This is a genomic window from Arthrobacter sp. ov118, assembly GCF_900116495.1.
Taxonomy (GTDB): domain Bacteria; phylum Actinomycetota; class Actinomycetes; order Actinomycetales; family Micrococcaceae; genus Arthrobacter.
The window spans coordinates 105,512-124,755 of record NZ_FPAY01000004.1 but is presented as its reverse complement, the minus strand read 5'-3'; the positions used below and the strand labels follow the sequence as shown (position 1 = coordinate 124,755).

Here is a 19,244-nt window from a genome sequence, read left to right as displayed (position 1 = left end):
AACCCGCGTGTACCTAGAAAAACTCTCGCTCACAGATTTCCGCAGTTACGCCCAGGTGGACCTGAGCCTTGAGCCCGGAGTCACTGTCCTGGTGGGATCCAACGGCATCGGCAAGACCAACCTGATGGAGGCCATCGGGTATCTGGCAACGCTCAGCTCGCACCGGGTCAGCACGGACGCGCCGCTGCTGCGCTTCGGTACCGAACGGGCGATGATCCGGGCCAAGCTGGTCCGCGGCGAGCAAGCCACGGTGCTTGAACTGGAAATCAATGCGGCCCGGGCCAACCGGGGACGGATCAACCGGAGCAATCCTGTCCGCGCCCGGGACCTGCTCGGCATCTGCCAGACGGTGCTCTTCGCCCCGGAAGACCTGGCCCTGGTCAAGGGCGATCCGTCCAGCCGCCGCCGGTTTCTGGACGAACTCCTGGTCAGCCTCACGCCGCGCCACGCCGCGACCAGGAGCGACTACGACCGTGTGCTGAAGCAGCGCAACGCCCTGCTCAAATCGGCCCGGGCCGGAAAATTTACTGCCGGCCATGAGGCGACCCTGGATGTCTGGGACCAACACATGGCCCGGGCCGGGGCCGAGCTGCTGCATGCGCGCCTGGAACTTGTCGACCGCCTGCAGCCGCACCTGAAAAACGCCTATGCGCAGCTGACGGACGGCTCCAAGCAGGCAGCAGCGGTGTACCGTTCCACGCTCCAGGACATTCTCGACGACGACGGTGGCGCACCGCGAACTGCAATTGAGACCGGCGACGCCGCGGCCGCCGCACCCGCGGAGGACCTGCGCCTGCTGTCGGTCGAGCAGCTCACCGAACGCTACATCCAGGCCTTTGCGACGGCACGCCGCAAAGAGCTGGAACGGGGCATCTCCTTGGTGGGGCCGCACCGCGACGAACTCGAGCTCCTGCTCGGATCGGCTCCGGCCAAGGGCTACGCCTCGCACGGAGAAACCTGGTCCATGTGCCTGTCCCTGCGTCTGGCCTCGTATTACGTCATGCTCGATGACGCCCGTACCGGGGGGTCGGCGCCGATCCTGATTCTCGATGATGTCTTTGCCGAGCTTGACGTCCAACGGCGGCGTAAACTGGCGGCAATAGTATCCGGCGCCGAGCAGGTGCTGGTCACCGCCGCCGTCGAGGCCGACATCCCAGTGGAGTTGACCGGACGGCGGGTGAAGGTCATCCCGGGAGGAATCGATGAGCAGGACTGTCGATGAATAAGGATACCGACGGCGGCCTGCAGCCGGGCCGCGATCCCGACGCCATCGATGCGGCCCAGGCAGCCCTCAACAGGATGCGCGACGCTGCAGCGGCACGCGGGGAAATCCGCCGGGCCGTCCCGCGCTCCGGGTCGAGTGCCCAAAAACCCGCCCGCAGCGCGCGGGGAACCCGCGGGTTCTCCCAATTCCATGGCACCGGCAGGGATCCACTGGGCCTAGGGAAGGTCGTGGGACGCCTCGTGGCCGAACGCGGTTGGAGCTCGCCCGTGGCTGTCGGCTCCGTGATGGCGCAATGGCCCACCCTGGTGGGACCGGAAATCTCGGCCCACTGCACCCCTGAAAGTTTCACGGATACCACCTTGCACGTGCGGACTGATTCCACGGCTTGGGCAACCCAACTGCGGCTGCTGAGCAGCAGCCTGCTGGAAAAGTTCCGCACCGAGCTCGGCGACGGCGTCGTCACCAATATCCAGGTGCTCGGACCTGCGGCGCCGAGCTGGCGCAAGGGCCTCCGGACGGTCAACGGTCGCGGGCCCCGTGACACCTACGGATAGGTCCGGCTTCCGCGGCGCTTACCGGGCCTGTTGCACGTCTTGCAAAAATCATTGAAACATCCGTAAGCGGTGTGCTGGGCGCTTGGACGCCCAAGGGCTGTATACGCACCCTACGACTGGACCCCGAAAGCCTTGCAGGGGGAGCCAGTGGCCTCTCAGCGGGTACTTTCCTGCCCGTTCGGCGCGCTGGAATGCGGGGTTGGGCCCTATAGCACGATAGAATCGTGGTAGATAACTGGGCGCCGGTGAAACGTTGACTGAGTCCGTTTCCGATGCTGTTTCAGCGTGCGGCGGACGGATCCTCAAGTCTGCGGAGCACCGCGCGTCGTCAGTGACGTGCCTGTAGGCAGGAGTCCTTTCCACGGTAGAGGCAAGGGCCGGCCTCCAACGAACATAAGAGGAGTCGAAAGCGCCTGTGGCTAACGACAATGTAGAGAGCCCGGTAATGGAAGACGTCGTGGAAGAGGCGGCGGAAACGTCCGGCACCGCGACATCGCGCGAATACGGCGCCAGCGACATTACGGTCCTTGAAGGTCTGGAAGCGGTCCGGAAACGTCCGGGCATGTACATCGGCTCCACCGGTCCCCGGGGCCTGCACCACCTGGTCTATGAAGTGGTGGACAACTCCGTTGACGAGGCACTTGCCGGGTACTGCACCCACATCGAAATCGTGCTGCAGGCCGACGGCGGCGTCAAAGTGGTGGACGACGGCCGCGGCATCCCGGTCGACATGCACCCCACGGAGCACAAGCCCACGGTGGAAGTCGTCATGACCATCCTGCACGCCGGCGGCAAATTCGGCGGCGGAGGCTACGCGGTCTCCGGCGGCCTGCACGGGGTGGGCATCTCGGTGGTCAACGCGCTTTCCAGCCGGGTCAACACCGAAGTCCGCCGGCAGGGCCACGTGTGGCGGATGTCCTTCGTTGACGGCGGCAAGCCGCAGGGCGAGCTGGTCAAGGGTGAGGAGACCTCTGAGACCGGAACCACGCAGACCTTCTACCCGGACGCCAGCATCTTCGAGACCACGGAGTTCGACTTCGAGACGCTGCGCGCACGCTTCCAGCAGATGGCTTTCCTGAACAAGGGGCTGCGCATCACGCTGACCGACGAACGCCAAGCTCCGGAGGAGCCGTCCGAGGACGCCGACCTCGATCTGGACGCCGTCGCCACCGAGGGGGAAGTCCCGGCCGAATTCCACACCGTGGTGTACCAGTACGACAACGGCCTGCTGGACTACGTCAAGCACCTGAACTCCGGCAAGAAGGTTGATGTCGTCCACGAGGACGTCATCGCCTTCGAGACCGAGGACACGGAACGGCACATCGCTCTGGAAATGGCGATGCAGTGGACCAACGCGTATTCCGAAAGTGTCCACACCTACGCCAATACCATCAACACGCATGAGGGCGGCACCCACGAAGAAGGCTTCCGCGCCGCGATGACCTCACTCATCAACCGCTACGCGCGGGAGAAAAACATCATCAAGGAAAAGGACGACAATCTCACCGGCGATGACATCCGTGAAGGCCTGACGGCGGTCATTTCCGTGAAGCTGTCGGAGCCTCAGTTCGAGGGCCAGACCAAGACCAAGCTCGGCAACTCCGAGGTCAAGGGCTTTGTCCAGCGGGTGGTCACCGACGGCCTGGGCGACTGGCTTGAGCGCAACCCAGGCCCGGCACGCGACGTGATCCGCAAAGCCATTTCCGCGGCCCAGGCCCGCATGGCGGCGCGGAAAGCCCGCGACAATGCCCGCCGTAAGAGCCCGCTGGAGTCCTTCGGGATGCCCGGTAAGCTCTCGGACTGCTCGTCGAAGAATCCGGAGAACTGCGAGGTCTACATTGTGGAGGGCGACTCGGCCGGCGGGTCCGCCAAGCGCGGCCGCAACCCCGAGACCCAGGCAATCCTGCCGCTCCGAGGCAAGATCCTGAACGTGGAGCGGGCCCGCCTGGACAAGGCGCTCGGCAATGCCGAGGTCCAGTCCATGATCACGGCCTTCGGCACCGGCATTGGCGAGGACTTCGACCTCGCCAAGCTGCGGTATCACAAGATCGTGCTCATGGCCGATGCCGACGTCGACGGCCAGCACATCACCACCCTGCTGATGACTCTGCTGTTCCGTTACATGCGCCCGCTGATCGAAAACGGGTACGTCTACCTCGCTCAGCCGCCGCTGTACCGGATCAAGTGGTCCAACGCACCGCACGATTACGTCTACAGCGACCGGGAGCGCGACGCGAAGCTGCTTTCCGGCCAGGCCGCCGGCCGTCGTATCCCCAAGGACAACGGGATCCAGCGCTACAAGGGCCTCGGCGAGATGGACTACACCGAGCTGTGGGACACCACCATGGACCCGGAGCACCGGACCCTGCTCCAGGTGACGATGGACGACGCCCTGGCTGCAGACCAGATCTTCTCTGTCCTGATGGGCGAGGACGTGGAATCGCGCCGGAACTTCATTCAGCAGAACGCCAAGGACGTCCGGTTCCTGGATATCTAGCGGCTCCCCAGCCCTTGGTATGCCCGGACTGATATATACCTGAAATGGAAAATATAGACTATGAGTGACGAAACACCCGAGGTTCCTGCCGGTTCGGCGGGCTCCGAACCGGTCCTTGACGACGCCATCCTCGAGGGCGATGTGCTGACCGACCGCGTTGAGCAGGTGGACCTGCAGACCGAAATGCAGCGCTCCTACCTTGACTACGCCATGGCGGTCATCGTGGGCCGCGCCCTGCCCGATGTCCGCGACGGCCTCAAGCCCGTCCACCGCCGCGTGCTGTACGCGATGTTCGACGGCGGTTACCGCCCGGACCGCTCCTTCAACAAGTGCGCCCGTGTGGTGGGCGAGGTCATGGGCCAGTACCACCCGCACGGCGACACCGCGATCTACGATGCCCTGGTTCGCCTCATCCAGGACTGGACCATGCGCTACCCGCTGGCGCTGGGCCAGGGCAACTTCGGCTCGCCCGGCAACGACGGTGCGGCCGCACCGCGGTACACGGAAACGAAGATGGCGCCGCTCGCCATGGAGATGGTCCGGGACATCGATGAGGAAACCGTCGACTTCCAGGACAACTACGACGGCAAGAACCAGGAACCGACCATCCTGCCGGCGCGGTTCCCGAACCTGCTGGTGAACGGCTCCTCGGGCATCGCCGTCGGCATGGCCACCAACATCCCGCCGCACAACCTCCGCGAGGTCGCCGACGGTGTGCAGTGGTACCTGGCCAACCCGACCGCCAGCCGCGAGGAGTTGCTCGAAGAGCTCCTCCTGCGCATCAAGGGACCCGATTTCCCGACCGGCGCCACGATCCTCGGCCACAAGGGCATCGAGGACGCGTACCGCACCGGCCGCGGGTCCATCACGATGCGGGCCGTGGTCAGCGTCGAGGAGCTCCAGGGCCGTACCTGCCTGGTGGTCACCGAGCTGCCGTACCAGGCCAACCCGGACAACTTGGCCATCAAGATCGCCGAACTGGTCAGGGACGGCAAGATTTCCGGCATCGCCGACCTCCGCGATGAGACCTCCGGCCGTACCGGCCAGCGCCTGGTGATCGTGCTCAAGCGAGACGCCGTGGCCAAGGTGGTGCTGAACAACCTCTACAAGCACACCCAGCTGCAGGACAACTTCGCCGCCAACATGCTCGCAATCGTTGACGGCGTGCCGCGCACGCTCAGCCTGGACGCGTTCATCCGCCACTGGGTCACACACCAGATGGACGTCATTGCCCGCCGCACACGCTACCGCCTGCGCAAGGCCGAGGAGGAAGCGCACATCCTGCGCGCCCTGCTCAAGGCCCTGGACATGCTCGACGAGGTCATCGCACTCATCCGCGCGTCCAACACCACCGAGGCAGCACGCGACGGCCTGATGGAGCTGCTGGACATCGACGAGCTGCAGGCCCGGGCCATCCTGGACATGCAGCTGCGTCGGCTCGCCGCCCTGGAACGCCAGAAGATCCAGGACCGCCATGCCGAGCTGGAAGCCTTGATTGCCGAGTACAACGCCATCCTGGCCTCCGAACAGCGCCAGCGCGAGATCATCAGCACCGAACTGGCTGAAATCGTGGCCAAGCACGGCGACGACCGCCGCACCAAGGTGCTCATGGGCTTCGACGGCGACATGTCGATGGAAGACCTGATCCCCGAAGAGGAAATGGTGGTCACCATTACCCGCGGCGGCTACGTCAAGCGCACCCGCAGCGACAACTACCGCTCCCAGCAGCGCGGCGGCAAGGGCATCAAGGGCGCCCAGCTGCGCGGGGACGACGTCGTGGAGCACTTCTTCGTCACCACGACGCACCACTGGCTGCTGTTCTTCACCAATCTCGGGCGCGTGTACCGGGCCAAGGCCTACGAGCTGGCCGAAGCCGGACGCGACGCTAAGGGCCAGCATGTGGCCAACCTGCTCGCCTTCCAGCCGGATGAGCACATCGCCCAGGTGCTGGACCTGCGGGACTACCAGGTGGCCCCGTATCTGGTGCTAGCCACCAAACGCGGACTGGTCAAGAAGACACGGCTGGAGGACTACGACACCAACCGATCCGCCGGCGTGATCGCCATCAACCTGCGCGACGGCGACGAACTCGTCTCGGCCCAGCTGGTTTCCGAAACCGACGACCTCATGCTGGTCTCCCGCAAGGGTCAGTCTGTCCGCTTCACGGCGACCGATGACGCGCTGCGCCCGATGGGCCGCGCCACATCCGGTGTCACCGGCATGAAGTTCCGGGAGGACGATGAACTGCTCGCGGCTGACGTCGTCAAGGACGGATCCTTCGTCTTCATCGTCACCGAAGGCGGCTTCGCCAAGCGCACCGAGGTAGAGGAATACCGGCTCCAAGGCCGCGGCGGCCTCGGCATCAAGGTTGGCAAGTACCAGGAAGAACGCGGGCATCTGGTAGGCGCCCTCATTGTCCAGGAAGAGGACGAAGTCCTCGTGGTGATGGAGGGCGGCAAGGTGGTCCGTTCTTCGGTCAGCGGTGTGCCTGCCAAGGGCCGCGACACCATGGGCGTGATCTTTGCCAAACCGGACAAGAATGACCGCATCATCGCAGTTGCCCGCAACAGCGAACGCGGTCTGGAAAGCGACGACGCGGCCGCAGGCGACGATACGGGCGACGTCGTCGAAATTGCAGCCGAAGATGGACGCGAGGACGCTCAAACTCCGGCTTCTTCGCCGGATGACGTAACGTTGGCTGGAGATGGCGGACTGCACGTGGAGTCCGCAACGGAAGAATCAGTACCGGCCCCGGAGTCAGATGAGTCATCAGGCCATGCCGAGCTGGACGAAGACAACACCGGAGGTAACGAGTGAGTAATTCCGACTCATATCCCAAGCCGAGCAGCGGCGCAGCGGGCGGGGTGCGGCAGCCCGCCGCCGCCCCGCGGGTAGGGGCTCCCACGCGGCCGCAGCAGCGTCCAGGGATGCCCGGCGCAGCCACGGGCGGCGGGCAGCGTCCGCCGGCCCCCAGCCAGCGCCCGGTCGTGCCGGGCCAGCGCCCCGCCCAGTCTGGCCAGGCCGCCAGCGGCCTGGTCAAACCCGCTCCCAAGGCCAAGGTCCGCCGGGCTAAGCTGCTGGTCAGCAAGGTTGATCCCTGGTCCGTGCTCAAAATGGCATTTCTGCTCTCCGTGGCCTTGGGCATCGTCACCGTGGTGGCTGCCATCGTGCTTTGGACCGTCCTTGACCTGACCGGGATCTTTGATCAGGTGGACAGCCTGCTGGGCACCCTCGCGGGCTCCGAAGGCGGCGGCTTTGAGTTGAAGAAGGTGGCCTCCCTGGGGCAGGTGGCCTCCTTCGCCACCATCATCGCCGTGATCAACGTAGTGCTGCTGACCGCCCTGTCCATGCTTTCCGCGGTGCTGTACAACATCGCAGCAACGCTTGTAGGCGGCATCGGCGTGACCCTCACGGACGACTAAAACCCGTATTTTTCCCCGGAATCCCGCGGGAAAGAGCCTCGATTTGAGATCGGGCCGGGATGTGCTGTAAAGTCATATCTCGGCCCGATGAGGCATCGGGGCGTATAGCTCAGGCGGTTAGAGCGCTTCGCTGATAACGAAGAGGTCCCAGGTTCAAGTCCTGGTACGCCCACGGAACCTGTACTGGTTCTGGGAGAGGTTAGTGAAGGTTCAGGTTGACTGGACCGGAACGGAGTGCGTGTGAAGAAGTTGCTGGTTATCGCAGCTACGGTCGCAGGCGTGCTCCTCTACCGGAAAGTGCAGGAATCCGAAGCCCGAAAAGAAGTCTGGAGCAATTCAACCGACACGGTTGATTAACCCGGAGCCTTGGGATGAGAGCTGGAAATCCGCTCTCCGGAACTAAGGTATGATTGTCGGGTTGCAACTTACGGGGGCATGGCGCAATTGGTAGCGCACCTGCTTTGCAAGCAGGGGGTTCGGGGTTCGAGTCCCCGTGCCTCCACCGTAGGAAAAGCCCCGGATCGCGGAAATGCGGTCCGGGGCTTTTTGCATGCACATCCCCTCACTCCTTGGGCTTGGCGTAGTCCGCCATCCCCTGCCAGTCGATGAACACATAGGGCTCGTCGCCGAGTACCCAGGCATCGTGTCCGGGCGGGATAATACCGAAATCGCCCGGTCCGAACTCGGCCTCTTCGCCGTCGTCCATGACCACCTTAATCCGCCCGGAAACGGTGTAGCCCACATGTTGGACCATGCAGCTGTCGGTCTTAGCAATCGGCTTAACGTGATCGGACCACTTCCAGCCCGGCAGGAACGTTGCTCGGCCCACGGGGCCGGAGTCTAGATTGACGAGTTCCACCTGGCCCATCCCCGCTGAGACGGGACGAGTCTCCTCCGGGTTGTCGAAATTCCTGCGGATCATTGACGCCATGTTGGTCTCCTTCTTCTCTGATGGCGAGACCGCGATTTAAGACTGGCACCGCGGTATGGCACGGTCAAGAACGGCCGGAACGCATGGCGCCGCCCGCCCCATTAGTGTTGGAGGGTGAACTTTTTACTTGCGGCCGTAGGGGTGCTGGGTGTGGCCTCGTCCGGCCCACTCATCGCCGCCACGCTGGGCGCGACGTCGGTCGGCGCCCTAGCCATCGCCTTCTGGCGCAACGCAATTGCGGCCGTCGTCATGGCCGGTCCCGTCGTGGTCCGCAACCCACGTCATTTCGGCAGGGTGACCGGAGCCGAGTTCCGCTGGTCGCTCGCGGCCGCCGCCGCCCTGGCGCTGCACTTTGCCTGCTTCATCACGTCCCTGCAGCTGACTTCGGTGGCGGCGGCCACGGCACTGGTGTGCCTGCAGTCGGCCTGGATCGCCGTCTTCCAACTCTTCCGGGGCGTCCGGCACCCCTGGCCGGTTCTGGTGGGGCTGGGCATCGCCTTCGGCGGCGTCGTGACCATTACCGGCTTCGATATGGGTGCGTCGCCCGAGGCGCTCCTGGGTGATCTCCTGGCCGTGGCCGGCGGTGCCCTCGCCGGCATCTACACCCTCGCCGGAGGCAAGGCCCGGCAGAGCATGGGCACCGGGGTCTACACGACGCTCTGCTATGGCATGTGCGCGGCCATCGTGGGCGGGCTGGCACTGTTTGCCGGAGTACCGCTGGCAGGGTTCGACGCCGCCGGCTGGCTGGGGATCATCGCCATCACGGTGTGCGCCCAGCTCGTGGGCCACACGGCGTTCAACCATCTGCTGGCAACCATGAGCCCGCTGCTCGTGTCCATGATCATCCTGCTGGAAATCCCCGGGGCGGCGCTCCTGGCTGCCGCTTTCCTCGGTGAGACGCTGCCGGCCGGGACCTATGCTGGACTGGCGCTGATCCTGGTGGGGCTCGCCGTCGTCGTCCTGGGCCAGCGCCGGGTGCGCTCGGTCCGGAACAGTGGGGAGGCAGCCGGTGCGCAGGGACCGGATGCAGATCGGCTCGCGGACCTCGGCACCGACTAGGCCGGCTTGCTAGCCGCCGACTGCGCGGCCCTACTGCCCGCCGCGGCGGACGGGCTGGGCGGCATTCACGGTGTGGATGGCCCGGAGCAATTTGGCCGGGAAATAGACCGAAAAAAACACCACCATGGGCGCCTTCAGCGCGATCTTCTTGACGTTGTGGGCTTTGTACGTGCGATCAAAGCGGGTCACGTAGTAGCGGTAGTCCCGGGGCGAGTCCTCGAGCCGCCGGGCGGACATGCCCGAGATCATCTGTGGGCAGTACTGGATGCGGAGATCGTGGTCCGCCAAATGCAGCGAAAGGTCGATGTCCTCGTGCATTTCGTCCCGCTCGTCCCGGCAAGTCTCCGCACGGATGGTTTCCCAGGCTGAGCGGCGGAGGGCCATGTTGGAGCCGAACAGGAAGTGGTACTGGTGCTTGGCGAGCTTGAGCATCAGCTGGCGCATTCTGTCGTCCGCCTTCAGCCCGAACCGACGCATGGGCATGTCGTAGTAAACCACTGGCCCCGTTGCAGCGTGGATTGACTGGTCCGCGAAGGCGTTCTGGACCTGCTCCACCCAGTCCGGTTCCAGCACGGAGTCGGCGTCGATCCGGCCGAGGATATCGCCGGTGGCATGGTCCAGACCGAAATTGCGCGTGGGGATGAGCCCCTGAACGAGATCCTGGCTGAGCAGGATGATGCGGCTCTCCGGATACTCCTGCTGCATTTGGCGCACGATCTCCGCCGTGCGGTCCGTGGACTTGTTGTCCACCACGATGATTTCCTCGGCGGGGACCGACTGATAGACCGCGGCGATGAGGCACTGCCGGATGACGCTTTCCTCGTTGTACGCAGGGATCACAATCGACACGGCCGGCGGCAGAGCGCTCAGCAAATCTTCTTGGGGTGATCCATGGGGTGACATCACCACAAATTTAGCATCTAGACTGCCGTCTCATCCGGGGCGCGGGGCCGGCCACGCGCGGTGGCCCGACCCCCCCGGCGTCGGCTCGCCTAAACAAAGGGAGGGATCCCGCATGGTGGCGGAATCCCTCCCTAGGAGTGTGGCAGAGCACTTACTGATTGCTGGACGGCGGCTGGCGCTGACCGGTTCAGCCTGCTCAACCGGCCAGTTCCGGCGGCGCTACTGGCCCGGCTTGTCTGTGCCGTTCTTCATGTTGGACGCGATGTTGCGTACGGCAGTCTGGGCGTCAGTGGGAACGTTGTCGGCAGTCTTCGCCGTCGTGTCGCCCGCGTCCTTGGCCGCATCCGCCGTTTCGCCGGTTGCAGCGGCTGTGGTGTCCGCCGCGCCAGCGTCGGCGGCCCCCGCCTTGTCAGCAGCGTCCTTGAATATCTCGTTGACAGTGGGGGTCGACACGGGGGCAGGCTTCACCGGCGTCGGAACTTTCCAGGGGTCTTCCACCGGCTTGGAAGCCCTCCAGGCGGCGACTCCGGCGGCGGCCGCGGCGGCGAGGACACCCAAGATCAGCAGACCGCGGTGTTTGGGTTTCTGCTGCTCTTGCTTGCCCAGCTTGACGCTGGCGGTCTTGCCGGCAGCCTGGGCCTGCGCCTGGACGTTTCGGACCAATCCTGAATCAATAAGCTTCTGCGCGAGGGCGTCCACGTGGACTGGAGCGTTCTCCAGCGTGCGGTGGACGGCCTCTGAAGCCTGGCCGATTCCGGTAGAAAGCCTCGGAAGATACTCGACCACAACGAGATCGCGGGCGTTGGCGATCACCGGTGATGCCTTGTCCACGGCGACGTGCAGGCGCGGAGTGGCACCTTCGGCCGCGTCGTTGATTCTGGGTGCAAGGTGGGCCAGGCTCTCCTGAAGGCGGGGAGTGACGACGGCAACGCCGCCGGCCAGGCTTTGGGCTGCAGTCTTGAGCCCTTCCTGGAGTTTGGGAGAGGCGGTATCCAGCCCTTGCTGCAGGCGCGGAACAGCCCAATTCACTGCCGCTTCAACCCGCGGAGCCGCCCATTCCCTGGCGCTGTCTACTCCGGTGCTGACTGACAGCTCCAGGTCCCGGGCAATACGATCCGATTTCTTCACAACTACCTCCCGATTAATGTGACGGTCTGCAGTTAGCCTACGTGTCTAGGAACGCACCGGCTATTCTTCCGCCGGATTTCTAGTGGATTTCACCGAGCGCGGAACTGACTGTGCGGCCCTATGCGCCCCAACGCGGCATGGAAGAATAGGCGCTATGACTGCCAACACAACCGCAAAAGCCACCATCCACACGAGCCTCGGCGACATCGTCGTCAACCTCTTTGGAAACCACGCGCCGAAAACCGTTGACAACTTCGTCGGACTGGCCACCGGCGAAAAGGCCTGGACGCACCCGGAAACGGGAGAGGACAAGACGGGCACCCCCCTCTACGACGGCACCATTTTCCACCGCATCATCAAGGACTTCATGATCCAAGCCGGGGATCCCCTGGGCCGCGGCACCGGCGGACCGGGCTACAAGTTCGACGACGAAATCCACCCGGAGCTGACCTTCAACGAGCCGTACAAGCTGGCAATGGCCAACGCCGGCATCCAGATGGGCCGCGGCACCAACGGTTCGCAGTTCTTCATCACCACCATCCCCACGGGCTGGCTGCAGGGCAAGCACAGCATCTTCGGTGAGGTCGCCGACGAGGAGTCCAAGAAGGTCGTTGACGCGATCGAGGGCGTCCGCACCGGCATGGGTGACCGTCCCGTCGAGGACGTCACCATCAACAGCATTGATATCGAAAAGCTCTAACCCCACACCATGAGCTACGGAATTCCGGCGGCCGAGCCGTCCGCGGAGGTCCCGGTGTGCCCCAGGCACCCGGACCGGCCCGCCTACGTGCGCTGCCAGCGGTGCGGGCGCCCTGCGTGCCCCGACTGCCAGCGGGCGGCCGCCGTCGGATTCCAGTGCGTGGACTGTGTCAACGAGACCAAACGCACGACGCCGACACCCAGGACCGTCTACGGCGGCGCCATCACTGCCGGCAAACCGGTGGCCACTTTCGTCATCATCGGGCTGTGTGCCCTTGTTTATGGGCTGCAGTGGATTGTCCCTAACGACGGGATCTACCAGCAGCTGGCGTACGCCCCGGCCTTGACTGATGTCGAGCCGTGGCGGATGCTGACCTCGGCCTTTTTGCACTCGCAGGGATTCCTGCTCCACATTGTCCTGAACATGTATACGTTGTGGATTTTCGGGCAGATCCTGGAACCTCTGCTGGGCCACGCCCGCTTCTTGGCCGTCTATTTGCTCTCCGCCATTGGCGGCTCGGCCGGATTCCTTCTTTTGACCCCGGTTTATCCCGTCAACGGTCCCGTGGGGCTCGTGGGAGCCTCCGGTGCCATCTTCGGCCTGTTCGGTGCCTTGCTGGTGGTCCAGCGGCAACGCGGCGGCGACATCCGCCAACTCCTGGTCCTGATCGCCATCAACGGCGTCATCGGCTTCATGGTCCCCCAGATCGCGTGGCAGGCCCATCTTGGCGGCCTCATTACGGGCGCTCTGAGCGCCGCCGTCATCGCCTATACGCCCCGCGGTCCGCGGCAGGCCCTGGTGCAGGCCGCCGGCTTGGCCGCGGTCCTGGTCTTGGTGATCATCGTGTCCGTCTTCCGGATGACCAGCGCTGGCGCTTAGCGCCCCTCCTGCGGCGGTTTTCCCCACAACTGCGCCCTTGGCGTGGCTCCTCCCGCCTTCCTGGGCGCTCCGGGCAACCCCTTCTGTGCGCTCTTGGCCACCCCGCGTGTGCGCTCTTGGCAACCCCGCTGTACAAGTCCGGATTCGTCCGGTGCGCGGTTCGAAGGGTGCGGGCCGCCCTTCCCACCCATAAACCCCCGGTTGCCCTATCACTTGTGGCGGTCAAACCACAGGTTTGGGGACCATAAATGATAGGGCAACCGGGGGGAGCGAGGGGCGTCCCACTGTGTTAGCCAGGTTGCTGCCCGGCAGTTTGTCGCGCGGGATGCAGACGCGTGTTTTCCACAGAGGTTATCCACATTGTCAATAACTTACATCGGTGTAGTTCACGGACGGGGCCGCGATCTGGCCGCCACAGCTGGCGAATTTTCCGAGTTCCCGTGAAGTAGCTCGCTCGGTGTCCACACCTGTGGATAACTTTTATCGCTTGCACTGTGCGTAAGTGGACAACCGGCGGCCCAATAAATGTGGTCGAGCACCCGCCGCGCCTGCCGCTTCCGCCGCGCCGCATGATCCCGCCGAGTGCTTTTCAACGCCTTTCAACAGGGTTATGCACAGTGTTAATAACTTGATGCTCTGAGCATCATTCCGGTAACCGCCGCCTCAAGACGGACCAGTGGGCTCGGCTACCTGCATACGTCGTCCGTTATCCCCAGCTGTGGATAACTTGTGGGTAGTGCACTGTTAGTAAGTGGATAACGTGCTCGGAACGCCGGGAGCAACGTAAGGCTCCAGGGCGTGGCATACCTGCATCCGTCCGGTTGCGCGGGGCCGGCGAGGTTGGCTGAGTCGTTTACCCGCGTTTTCCACAGCCAATCCACACTGTTAATTACTTTCCGGTCTGGGATTCCCCGCACGCAGATGCTTCCAGTGTCCGGCTGGCGCGGGCTGGGGCCTCAGGACTGGCCGCGGGGCACATTTGGTCTTCTACTTATGAACAGTGTGGATAAGTTTCCCCAGACTTGTGCACAGCTGTGGATAAGGTGGCCCTGCCTGTGCATGGGATGCCTGTGGTGCTGCCGGAATCCTCCCTAGCCAGGCCCAATCCCGCCTTAGTTAGGCCCAAACACCGGAGGATCCGCGGCGGTGGCTGTCCAGCAGATGGGTATCCACCATGCCCACCGCCTCCATGAGCGCGAACATCGTGGTGGGCCCGACAAAGGCGAAGCCCTTCTTCCGCAAAGCTTTGGAAAGCGCGATGGACTCCGCCGAGGTGGTGGCAATCTGGTCAAGCGCGGTGGGCTGTGGCGTGGTGGCCGGCTGAAACGCCCAGACGAAGTCAACCAGGCCGCCGTCGTCCCTCAACGCCACGGTGGCACGGGCATTGGTGATGGCCGCCTGGATCTTGAGCCGGTTCCGGACGATGCCGGCGTCCAGCATGAGCCGCTCCACATCGGCATCGGTGAAGGTGGCCACCGTGTCCGGCTGAAAGTCTTTGAAGGCAGCGCGGAAAGCCGGGCGCTTCCGCAGAATCGTGGCCCAGGACAGCCCCGCCTGGAACCCCTCGAGGCTGATCCGTTCGTAGAGCCCCTGCTCGTCCCGGACAGGCATGCCCCACTCGGTGTCGTAGTACTCCCGCAGCATCGGGTCCGCGGCGGCCCATGCGGGTCGCGCTAGTCCGTCGTCGCCAATAATCGAGCCGCTTACCGCCGGGGTCATCTGCAGTCCTTCTCCTAGGTTCGTGCCGCTCCCAGCATTATCGGTCAAGGGGCCGACGGCCGGATGCCGGGTTTAACGGGGACGGGCCGGCACACCGTGTGTACCGGCCCGTCAGGGGCTTGCGCGGATCAGGAGCTCGCGCCCCGTTATCGGCTTGCGCTGTGCGCCGGGTCAGGAACGCCAGCGCGTGGTCATCAGGAAGCCGATGATCGCGATGCCGAAGCCGGCGACGATGTTCCAGGAGGCCCATGCCTGCACCGGGTAGGCGCCTTCGGTGATGTAGAACGTGATGATCCACAGCAGGCCAATGATCATCAGGCCAAACATGACGGGCTTGAACCAGACCGGGTTGGGCTTGTACGCCTGCGCAGCAGAAGTCGGCGGGGCTACACGGGCAGTCCTTTTACGCGGCTTCGACTCGGGCACTGATCCTCCTTGGCGGGCTGACTCAAGAGCGGCAGCGTTGCTTGATATCCTGCAGGAACTGAGCCCCCGGGCGACCAACGCGCTCTTAGTCAAGTTTGAATTCTTTTGCTCGCACAATTCTAGCTTGTAGATCAGGGCACACCGTTGACCCGCAACCGCCTTGAGGAGAAACGCCTTGCCGCAGTTGGACCAGGAATCCGGCCGGTCCGGCCGCCGCCCGGCACTGCTCGGGCGCGGCGCCCAGATCGCCGGGGAGCTGCTAATGACGGCCGGCGTCGTGCTTCTACTGTTCGTGGCCTGGCAGTTGTGGTGGACGAACGTGGATGCCGACGCCCGGCAGCACGACGTCGTCAAGAACTTTGCGCGAGGGACGGGCGCTGCCGCGGTGGCCGGTTCACCAGCCGCCGTCGGACCGGACACCGTTGGACCGGGTGCCGCAGGCGACTACGGTCCGGCCGCCGTTGCCCCGGAACCGGCCGAAGGCGCGACAATCGGCATCCTGTATGTTCCGCGGTTCGGTGCCGGGTACATACGTCCGATCGTTCAGGGAACCACCCCGGCGCTGCTGGACACCCTGGGCATCGGGCACTACCAGGGCACTGCGATGCCGGGCGCCGTCGGAAACTTTGCCGTGGCCGGCCACAGGCAGACGCACGGCGCGGTCCTGGACAATATTGATGCACTGGTCCCCGGAGACCGGATCTACGTGCAGACCCGCGAGGGCTACTATGTGTACGTGTTCCGAAACAGCCAGATAGTCCTCCCCTCGCGGGCGGACGTACTGCTGCCGGTGCCGACCCAGCCAGGCGTCGCGCCGACGCAGAGCTACCTGACCATGACCACTTGCCACCCGCGGTTTGGCTCCCAGGAACGCTTTGTGGCCTACGCCCTGCTGGAGCGCTGGAAGCCTGCTTCGGCAGGCCCGCCGGCCGAGATCGCTCCGCAGGCAGCCCGCGCGGCCGGGGAGGGCTAAGGCATGTACAGCTGGCTCTTCCGCCACCTTCCTGGTCCCTTATGGCTCAGGATTGCGGCGGCGCTGGTGCTGGCGGCCGGAGCACTGGTATTGATGGTTCAGTTCCTTTTTCCCTGGCTGGCGCAATTCACCCAGTTAACAGATTCAACGATTGGTTCAGCAAGGCATCCATGAGCACAACCAAGATCCTGGTCGTCGACAACTACGACAGCTTCGTCTACACCCTGGTGGGTTATCTGCAGGAACTCGGCGCGGAGACCACTGTGGTCCGCAACGACGACGTCACCCTTGCCGAGGCGATCGACATGGCTGAGGCACGCGACGGCGTCCTCATCTCGCCCGGCCCGGGCAATCCGGCTGAGGCCGGCGTCTGCATTGAGCTCATCAAATGGTGCGGCGGCCACGACAAGCCCATGCTCGGCGTGTGTCTGGGCCATCAGGCGCTGGCGGAGGCCTACGGGGGAACCGTGACGCACGCGCCCGAACTGATGCACGGCAAGACCTCGCTCGTGGAGCACCACGGTTCCAGCGTCTTTGCCGGCCTTCACTCTCCCCTGACGGCTACCCGCTACCACTCGCTGGCCGCAGTGCGCGAGAGCATCCCCGAGATCCTGGAGATCACCGCGGAAACAGGCACCGGCGTTGTGATGGGCCTCCAGCACCGCAGCGCCCCGCTGTGTGGTGTCCAGTTCCACCCCGAATCCGTCCTCACCGAAGGCGGCTACCAGATGCTGGGCAACTGGCTGGAATCGCTGGGCATGACCGGGGCCGCGGAACGGGCAGCCGACCTGAGTCCTCTCATCAAGCACTGACCCGGACGATCAAGCACTGACGCGGACCTTACTAGGGAAACAACCCGTCCAGGACGGCGTCCTCTTTGGCCGTTGTCTTCGTGGGGCTTGGCGTCGGTGACGGGGTGGGCGACGGTGCGGGAGGTGGGGCCGGTGCCTTCGCCACTGTCACCGTGATGGTTTTACCCTGCTCCACGAGTGAATCCGCGGCATCGGCCTGGCCCGTCACCTTGCCCGGGGCCACTTGGGAATTCTCCACTTCGGTGACGTTGAGTTTCAGGCCCTGAGCCGTGAGTTTCGCTTCGGCCTCCGCGACCGGCAGCCCGATCAGCTGCGGCACAACCACTTTTCCGGTGGAGACGACGATTTCCACGGCGTCGGCTACAGCCACTATCTTGCCCGGGGCCGGGTTGGTGGTGATGACAATGCCACCCGGGACCGTGGCGTCGTTTGACAACTTGGTGGTGAGGGCGCCGGTCAGTCCCTTTTGGTGCAGGAGATCCCGGGCTGCCGCCTCCGTCCGTCCGGGCAGGTCCGTCGGGATGGTGACAGAACTGGGGCCCTCGGAGATGTTCAGGATGATGTCCGAGTTGGCTTCCAGGGAGCTTCCCGCCGTCGGCACGGTGTCAATCGCAGTGCCTTTCGGGATGGTCTCGTGCTCCAGCCGTCTGAGTTGCGGTTTGAAGCCGGCATTGTAGAGCCGTTGCAGGGCATCCGATTCCGACATGGAAGTCACCGTGGGCACCAGCACCCTGGTTGCCTGCGGCGGGGCCTGGTTCATGAGGTTATAAAGCCACAGGCCGCCGCCGGCCAGCACCAGCAGCGTGAGGACCACCAACGTCGCGATCCAGGTGTGCCGGCGCGACTTCTGCCCCGGCGTTTGCTCGCGCTCGGCCGGCAATGCCAAGGGCAGGCTGCCGGTGTCCGTGGTGCCATAGAGTTCGGTGCCGTCGGGCTCCAGCAAAGCGTCGTCGTCGGGCGTTTCGGCGGCCGGCCGCAACCGGCCGCCGGGGGCCTCGTCGAGGAACTTCGCGCCGGTCAGCGAGAACGCCGTCGGCGCCGAGGGATCGTACTGGGGAACTTCGTCGGTGGGATCGGTGGGTGCCTCACTGGCGGACGGTGGGGTCACCGGGATGCCGTTGCGGGCGGCCCGCAGGGCGCGGCGGAAGGCCCCTGCGTCCTGGAAACGGTCCGCACGGTTCTTCTGCAGGGCCTTCATCAGCACCGTGTCCAGCGCCAGGGAGACCTCAGGGTTGAGGCTGCTGGCGGGGTCGGGAATCTCACGGACGTGCTGGTAGGCCACAGAAACCGGGCTGTCGCCGATGAACGGCGGCCGGCCGGTCAGCATTTCATACAGCAGGCAGCCAGCCGAGTAGAGATCGCTCCGTGCGTCGACGGTTTCGCCCCGGGCCTGCTCCGGCGACAGATACTGGGCGGTGCCCACCACCGCCTGCGTTTGCGTCATGGTGGCCGCCGAGTCAGCCATGGCGCGGGCTATCCCGAAGTCCATGACTTTGACGCTGTTTGAGTCCGGGCAGAACATCACGTTGGCAGGTTTGATGTCGCGGTGCACGATTCCGGCTTTGTGACTGTAATCGAGCGCGGAGAGCACGCCCAGACTGAAGTCGATGGCCTGGTCTATGCTGACGTCCTTGGCCCGGATCAGGTCACGGATGGTCTTGCCGGAAACGAACTCCATCACAATGTACGGCACGCGGACGCTGTCGTTATGGTCACCGGGAACCGCGTGGTCCCCGGTGTCAAAGACCGCCACGATCGAGGGATGGTTTAGGGCGGCGACAGCCTGAGCCTCGCGCTTGAACCGAGCCTGGAACTGCGGGTCCCGGGCCAGGTCCGGACGAAGCAGTTTGATGGCGACAGTTCGTCCCAGCCGGGTGTCGACGCCGCGGAAGACGTCCGCCATGCCGCCGCGGCCGATCAGTTCACCCAGCTCATAGCGTCCACTGAGGACGCGCTGCGTGTTCACCGGGCGGTCCTCTCTGGACGGCGGTGTGAGGGGTGCGTTGTTCATGGTTG

Annotated in this window: 18 protein-coding genes and 2 tRNA genes; 14 read left to right on the top strand and 6 right to left on the bottom strand. The window is 64.6% G+C overall.

The annotated features are described in order from the left end of the window. Nucleotides 1-7 precede the first annotated feature (7 nt). From recF to BM372_RS10215, 8 genes are all read left to right on the top strand, one after another. A complete protein-coding gene (gene recF / locus BM372_RS10245) occupies nt 8-1,222 on the top strand; it encodes a DNA replication/repair protein RecF (protein ID WP_090954812.1) in 1,215 nt (404 codons plus the stop codon). Then, on the top strand, nt 1,219-1,779 hold the full coding sequence (locus tag BM372_RS10240; RefSeq protein ID WP_090954810.1) for a DciA family protein: 561 nt from the start codon (nt 1,219-1,221) through the stop codon (nt 1,777-1,779). The genes recF and BM372_RS10240 overlap by 4 nt, the downstream gene beginning before the upstream one ends. Before the next feature lie 445 nt (nt 1,780-2,224). Next, entirely contained in the window at nt 2,225-4,276 is a 2,052-nt protein-coding gene (gene gyrB / locus BM372_RS10235) for a DNA topoisomerase (ATP-hydrolyzing) subunit B (protein ID WP_256214198.1), read from the top strand. 60 nt (nt 4,277-4,336) lie between these two features. Next, entirely contained in the window at nt 4,337-7,093 is a 2,757-nt protein-coding gene (gene gyrA, locus BM372_RS10230; protein WP_143111456.1) for a DNA gyrase subunit A, read from the top strand. After that, on the top strand, nt 7,090-7,698 hold the full coding sequence (locus BM372_RS10225) for a DUF3566 domain-containing protein (RefSeq protein WP_090954805.1): 609 nt from the start codon (nt 7,090-7,092) through the stop codon (nt 7,696-7,698). The genes gyrA and BM372_RS10225 overlap by 4 nt, the downstream gene beginning before the upstream one ends. Nucleotides 7,699-7,796: 98 nt before the next feature. Beyond that, a tRNA-Ile gene (locus BM372_RS10220) sits at nt 7,797-7,870 on the top strand. Between the two features lie 62 nt (nt 7,871-7,932). Continuing rightward, entirely contained in the window at nt 7,933-8,055 is a 123-nt protein-coding gene (locus BM372_RS20850) for a DLW-39 family protein (protein WP_371261721.1), read from the top strand. 72 nt (nt 8,056-8,127) lie between these two features. Further along, a tRNA-Ala gene (locus BM372_RS10215) sits at nt 8,128-8,200 on the top strand. A 60-nt stretch (nt 8,201-8,260) separates the two neighbouring features. Here the strand turns inward: BM372_RS10215 and BM372_RS10210 are convergent. After that, nucleotides 8,261-8,629 (bottom strand): cupin domain-containing protein, encoded by a 369-nt coding sequence (locus BM372_RS10210; protein WP_090954803.1) that lies wholly within the window; start codon nt 8,627-8,629, stop codon nt 8,261-8,263. A gap of 114 nt (nt 8,630-8,743) precedes the next feature. Between BM372_RS10210 and BM372_RS10205 the strand changes: the two genes are divergently transcribed. Next, complete coding sequence (locus BM372_RS10205) at nt 8,744-9,688, top strand: DMT family transporter (protein ID WP_090954801.1); 945 nt, start codon at nt 8,744-8,746, stop codon at nt 9,686-9,688. A 30-nt stretch (nt 9,689-9,718) separates the two neighbouring features. Here the strand turns inward: BM372_RS10205 and BM372_RS10200 are convergent, their stop codons facing one another. Both BM372_RS10200 and BM372_RS10195 read right to left on the bottom strand, forming a co-directional pair. Then, complete coding sequence (locus tag BM372_RS10200; RefSeq protein WP_090954799.1) at nt 9,719-10,591, bottom strand: glycosyltransferase family 2 protein; 873 nt, start codon at nt 10,589-10,591, stop codon at nt 9,719-9,721. A gap of 219 nt (nt 10,592-10,810) precedes the next feature. Continuing rightward, the gene (locus BM372_RS10195) at nt 10,811-11,719 is read right to left on the bottom strand and encodes a hypothetical protein (RefSeq protein WP_090954797.1); all 909 of its coding nucleotides are present in this window, start codon (nt 11,717-11,719) and stop codon (nt 10,811-10,813) included. 154 nt (nt 11,720-11,873) lie between these two features. On the opposite strand from BM372_RS10195, the gene BM372_RS10190 reads away from it, so the two are divergent. Together BM372_RS10190 and BM372_RS10185 are read left to right on the top strand one after the other, a co-directional pair. After that, complete coding sequence (locus tag BM372_RS10190; protein WP_090954795.1) at nt 11,874-12,419, top strand: peptidylprolyl isomerase; 546 nt, start codon at nt 11,874-11,876, stop codon at nt 12,417-12,419. Between the two features lie 9 nt (nt 12,420-12,428). Beyond that, nucleotides 12,429-13,298 (top strand): rhomboid family intramembrane serine protease, encoded by an 870-nt coding sequence (locus tag BM372_RS10185; protein WP_090954793.1) that lies wholly within the window; start codon nt 12,429-12,431, stop codon nt 13,296-13,298. A 1,116-nt stretch (nt 13,299-14,414) separates the two neighbouring features. Here BM372_RS10185 and BM372_RS10180 read toward each other — a convergent pair. Together BM372_RS10180 and BM372_RS10175 are read right to left on the bottom strand one after the other, a co-directional pair. Beyond that, a complete protein-coding gene (locus BM372_RS10180; protein ID WP_090954791.1) occupies nt 14,415-15,017 on the bottom strand; it encodes a DNA-3-methyladenine glycosylase I in 603 nt (200 codons plus the stop codon). Nucleotides 15,018-15,188: 171 nt separating this feature from the next. Next, nucleotides 15,189-15,443 carry a cell division protein CrgA gene (locus BM372_RS10175; protein ID WP_090954789.1) on the bottom strand — a complete coding sequence of 85 codons (255 nt, stop codon included), beginning with the start codon at nt 15,441-15,443 and terminating at the stop codon, nt 15,189-15,191. Nucleotides 15,444-15,627: 184 nt separating this feature from the next. On the opposite strand from BM372_RS10175, the gene BM372_RS10170 reads away from it, so the two are divergent. The 3 genes from BM372_RS10170 to BM372_RS10165 are packed head-to-tail and all read left to right on the top strand — an operon-like array spanning nt 15,628 to nt 17,228. Continuing rightward, a complete protein-coding gene (locus BM372_RS10170; protein WP_256214197.1) occupies nt 15,628-16,416 on the top strand; it encodes a class E sortase in 789 nt (262 codons plus the stop codon). A gap of 3 nt (nt 16,417-16,419) precedes the next feature. Further along, on the top strand, nt 16,420-16,590 hold the full coding sequence (locus BM372_RS20645; protein ID WP_177235957.1) for a hypothetical protein: 171 nt from the start codon (nt 16,420-16,422) through the stop codon (nt 16,588-16,590). Further along, nucleotides 16,587-17,228, top strand: a complete 642-nt coding sequence (locus BM372_RS10165; protein ID WP_090954787.1) for an anthranilate synthase component II — start codon at nt 16,587-16,589, stop codon at nt 17,226-17,228. Before BM372_RS20645 ends, BM372_RS10165 begins: the two co-directional genes overlap by 4 nt. Nucleotides 17,229-17,259: 31 nt before the next feature. Here the strand turns inward: BM372_RS10165 and pknB are convergent, their stop codons facing one another. Then, complete coding sequence (pknB, locus tag BM372_RS10160) at nt 17,260-19,239, bottom strand: Stk1 family PASTA domain-containing Ser/Thr kinase (RefSeq protein ID WP_090954785.1); 1,980 nt, start codon at nt 19,237-19,239, stop codon at nt 17,260-17,262. Nucleotides 19,240-19,244 lie beyond the last annotated feature (5 nt).

Excerpts from the sequence above, each read along its gene's own strand:
- pknB (WP_090954785.1), bottom strand. The coding sequence starts at position 19,239 with ATGAACAACGCACCCCTCACACCGCCGTCCAGAGAGGACCGCCCGGTG.
- BM372_RS10190 (WP_090954795.1), top strand. The coding sequence starts at position 11,874 with ATGACTGCCAACACAACCGCAAAAGCCACCATCCACACGAGCCTCGGC.
- BM372_RS10165 (WP_090954787.1), top strand. The coding sequence starts at position 16,587 with ATGAGCACAACCAAGATCCTGGTCGTCGACAACTACGACAGCTTCGTC.
- BM372_RS10185 (WP_090954793.1), top strand. The coding sequence starts at position 12,429 with ATGAGCTACGGAATTCCGGCGGCCGAGCCGTCCGCGGAGGTCCCGGTG.
- BM372_RS10240 (WP_090954810.1), top strand. The coding sequence starts at position 1,219 with ATGAATAAGGATACCGACGGCGGCCTGCAGCCGGGCCGCGATCCCGAC.
- BM372_RS10180 (WP_090954791.1), bottom strand. The coding sequence starts at position 15,017 with ATGACCCCGGCGGTAAGCGGCTCGATTATTGGCGACGACGGACTAGCG.
- BM372_RS10210 (WP_090954803.1), bottom strand. The coding sequence starts at position 8,629 with ATGGCGTCAATGATCCGCAGGAATTTCGACAACCCGGAGGAGACTCGT.
- gyrB (WP_256214198.1), top strand. The coding sequence starts at position 2,225 with ATGGAAGACGTCGTGGAAGAGGCGGCGGAAACGTCCGGCACCGCGACA.
- BM372_RS20645 (WP_177235957.1), top strand. The coding sequence starts at position 16,420 with ATGTACAGCTGGCTCTTCCGCCACCTTCCTGGTCCCTTATGGCTCAGG.
- BM372_RS10200 (WP_090954799.1), bottom strand. The coding sequence starts at position 10,591 with ATGTCACCCCATGGATCACCCCAAGAAGATTTGCTGAGCGCTCTGCCG.
- gyrA (WP_143111456.1), top strand. The coding sequence starts at position 4,337 with ATGAGTGACGAAACACCCGAGGTTCCTGCCGGTTCGGCGGGCTCCGAA.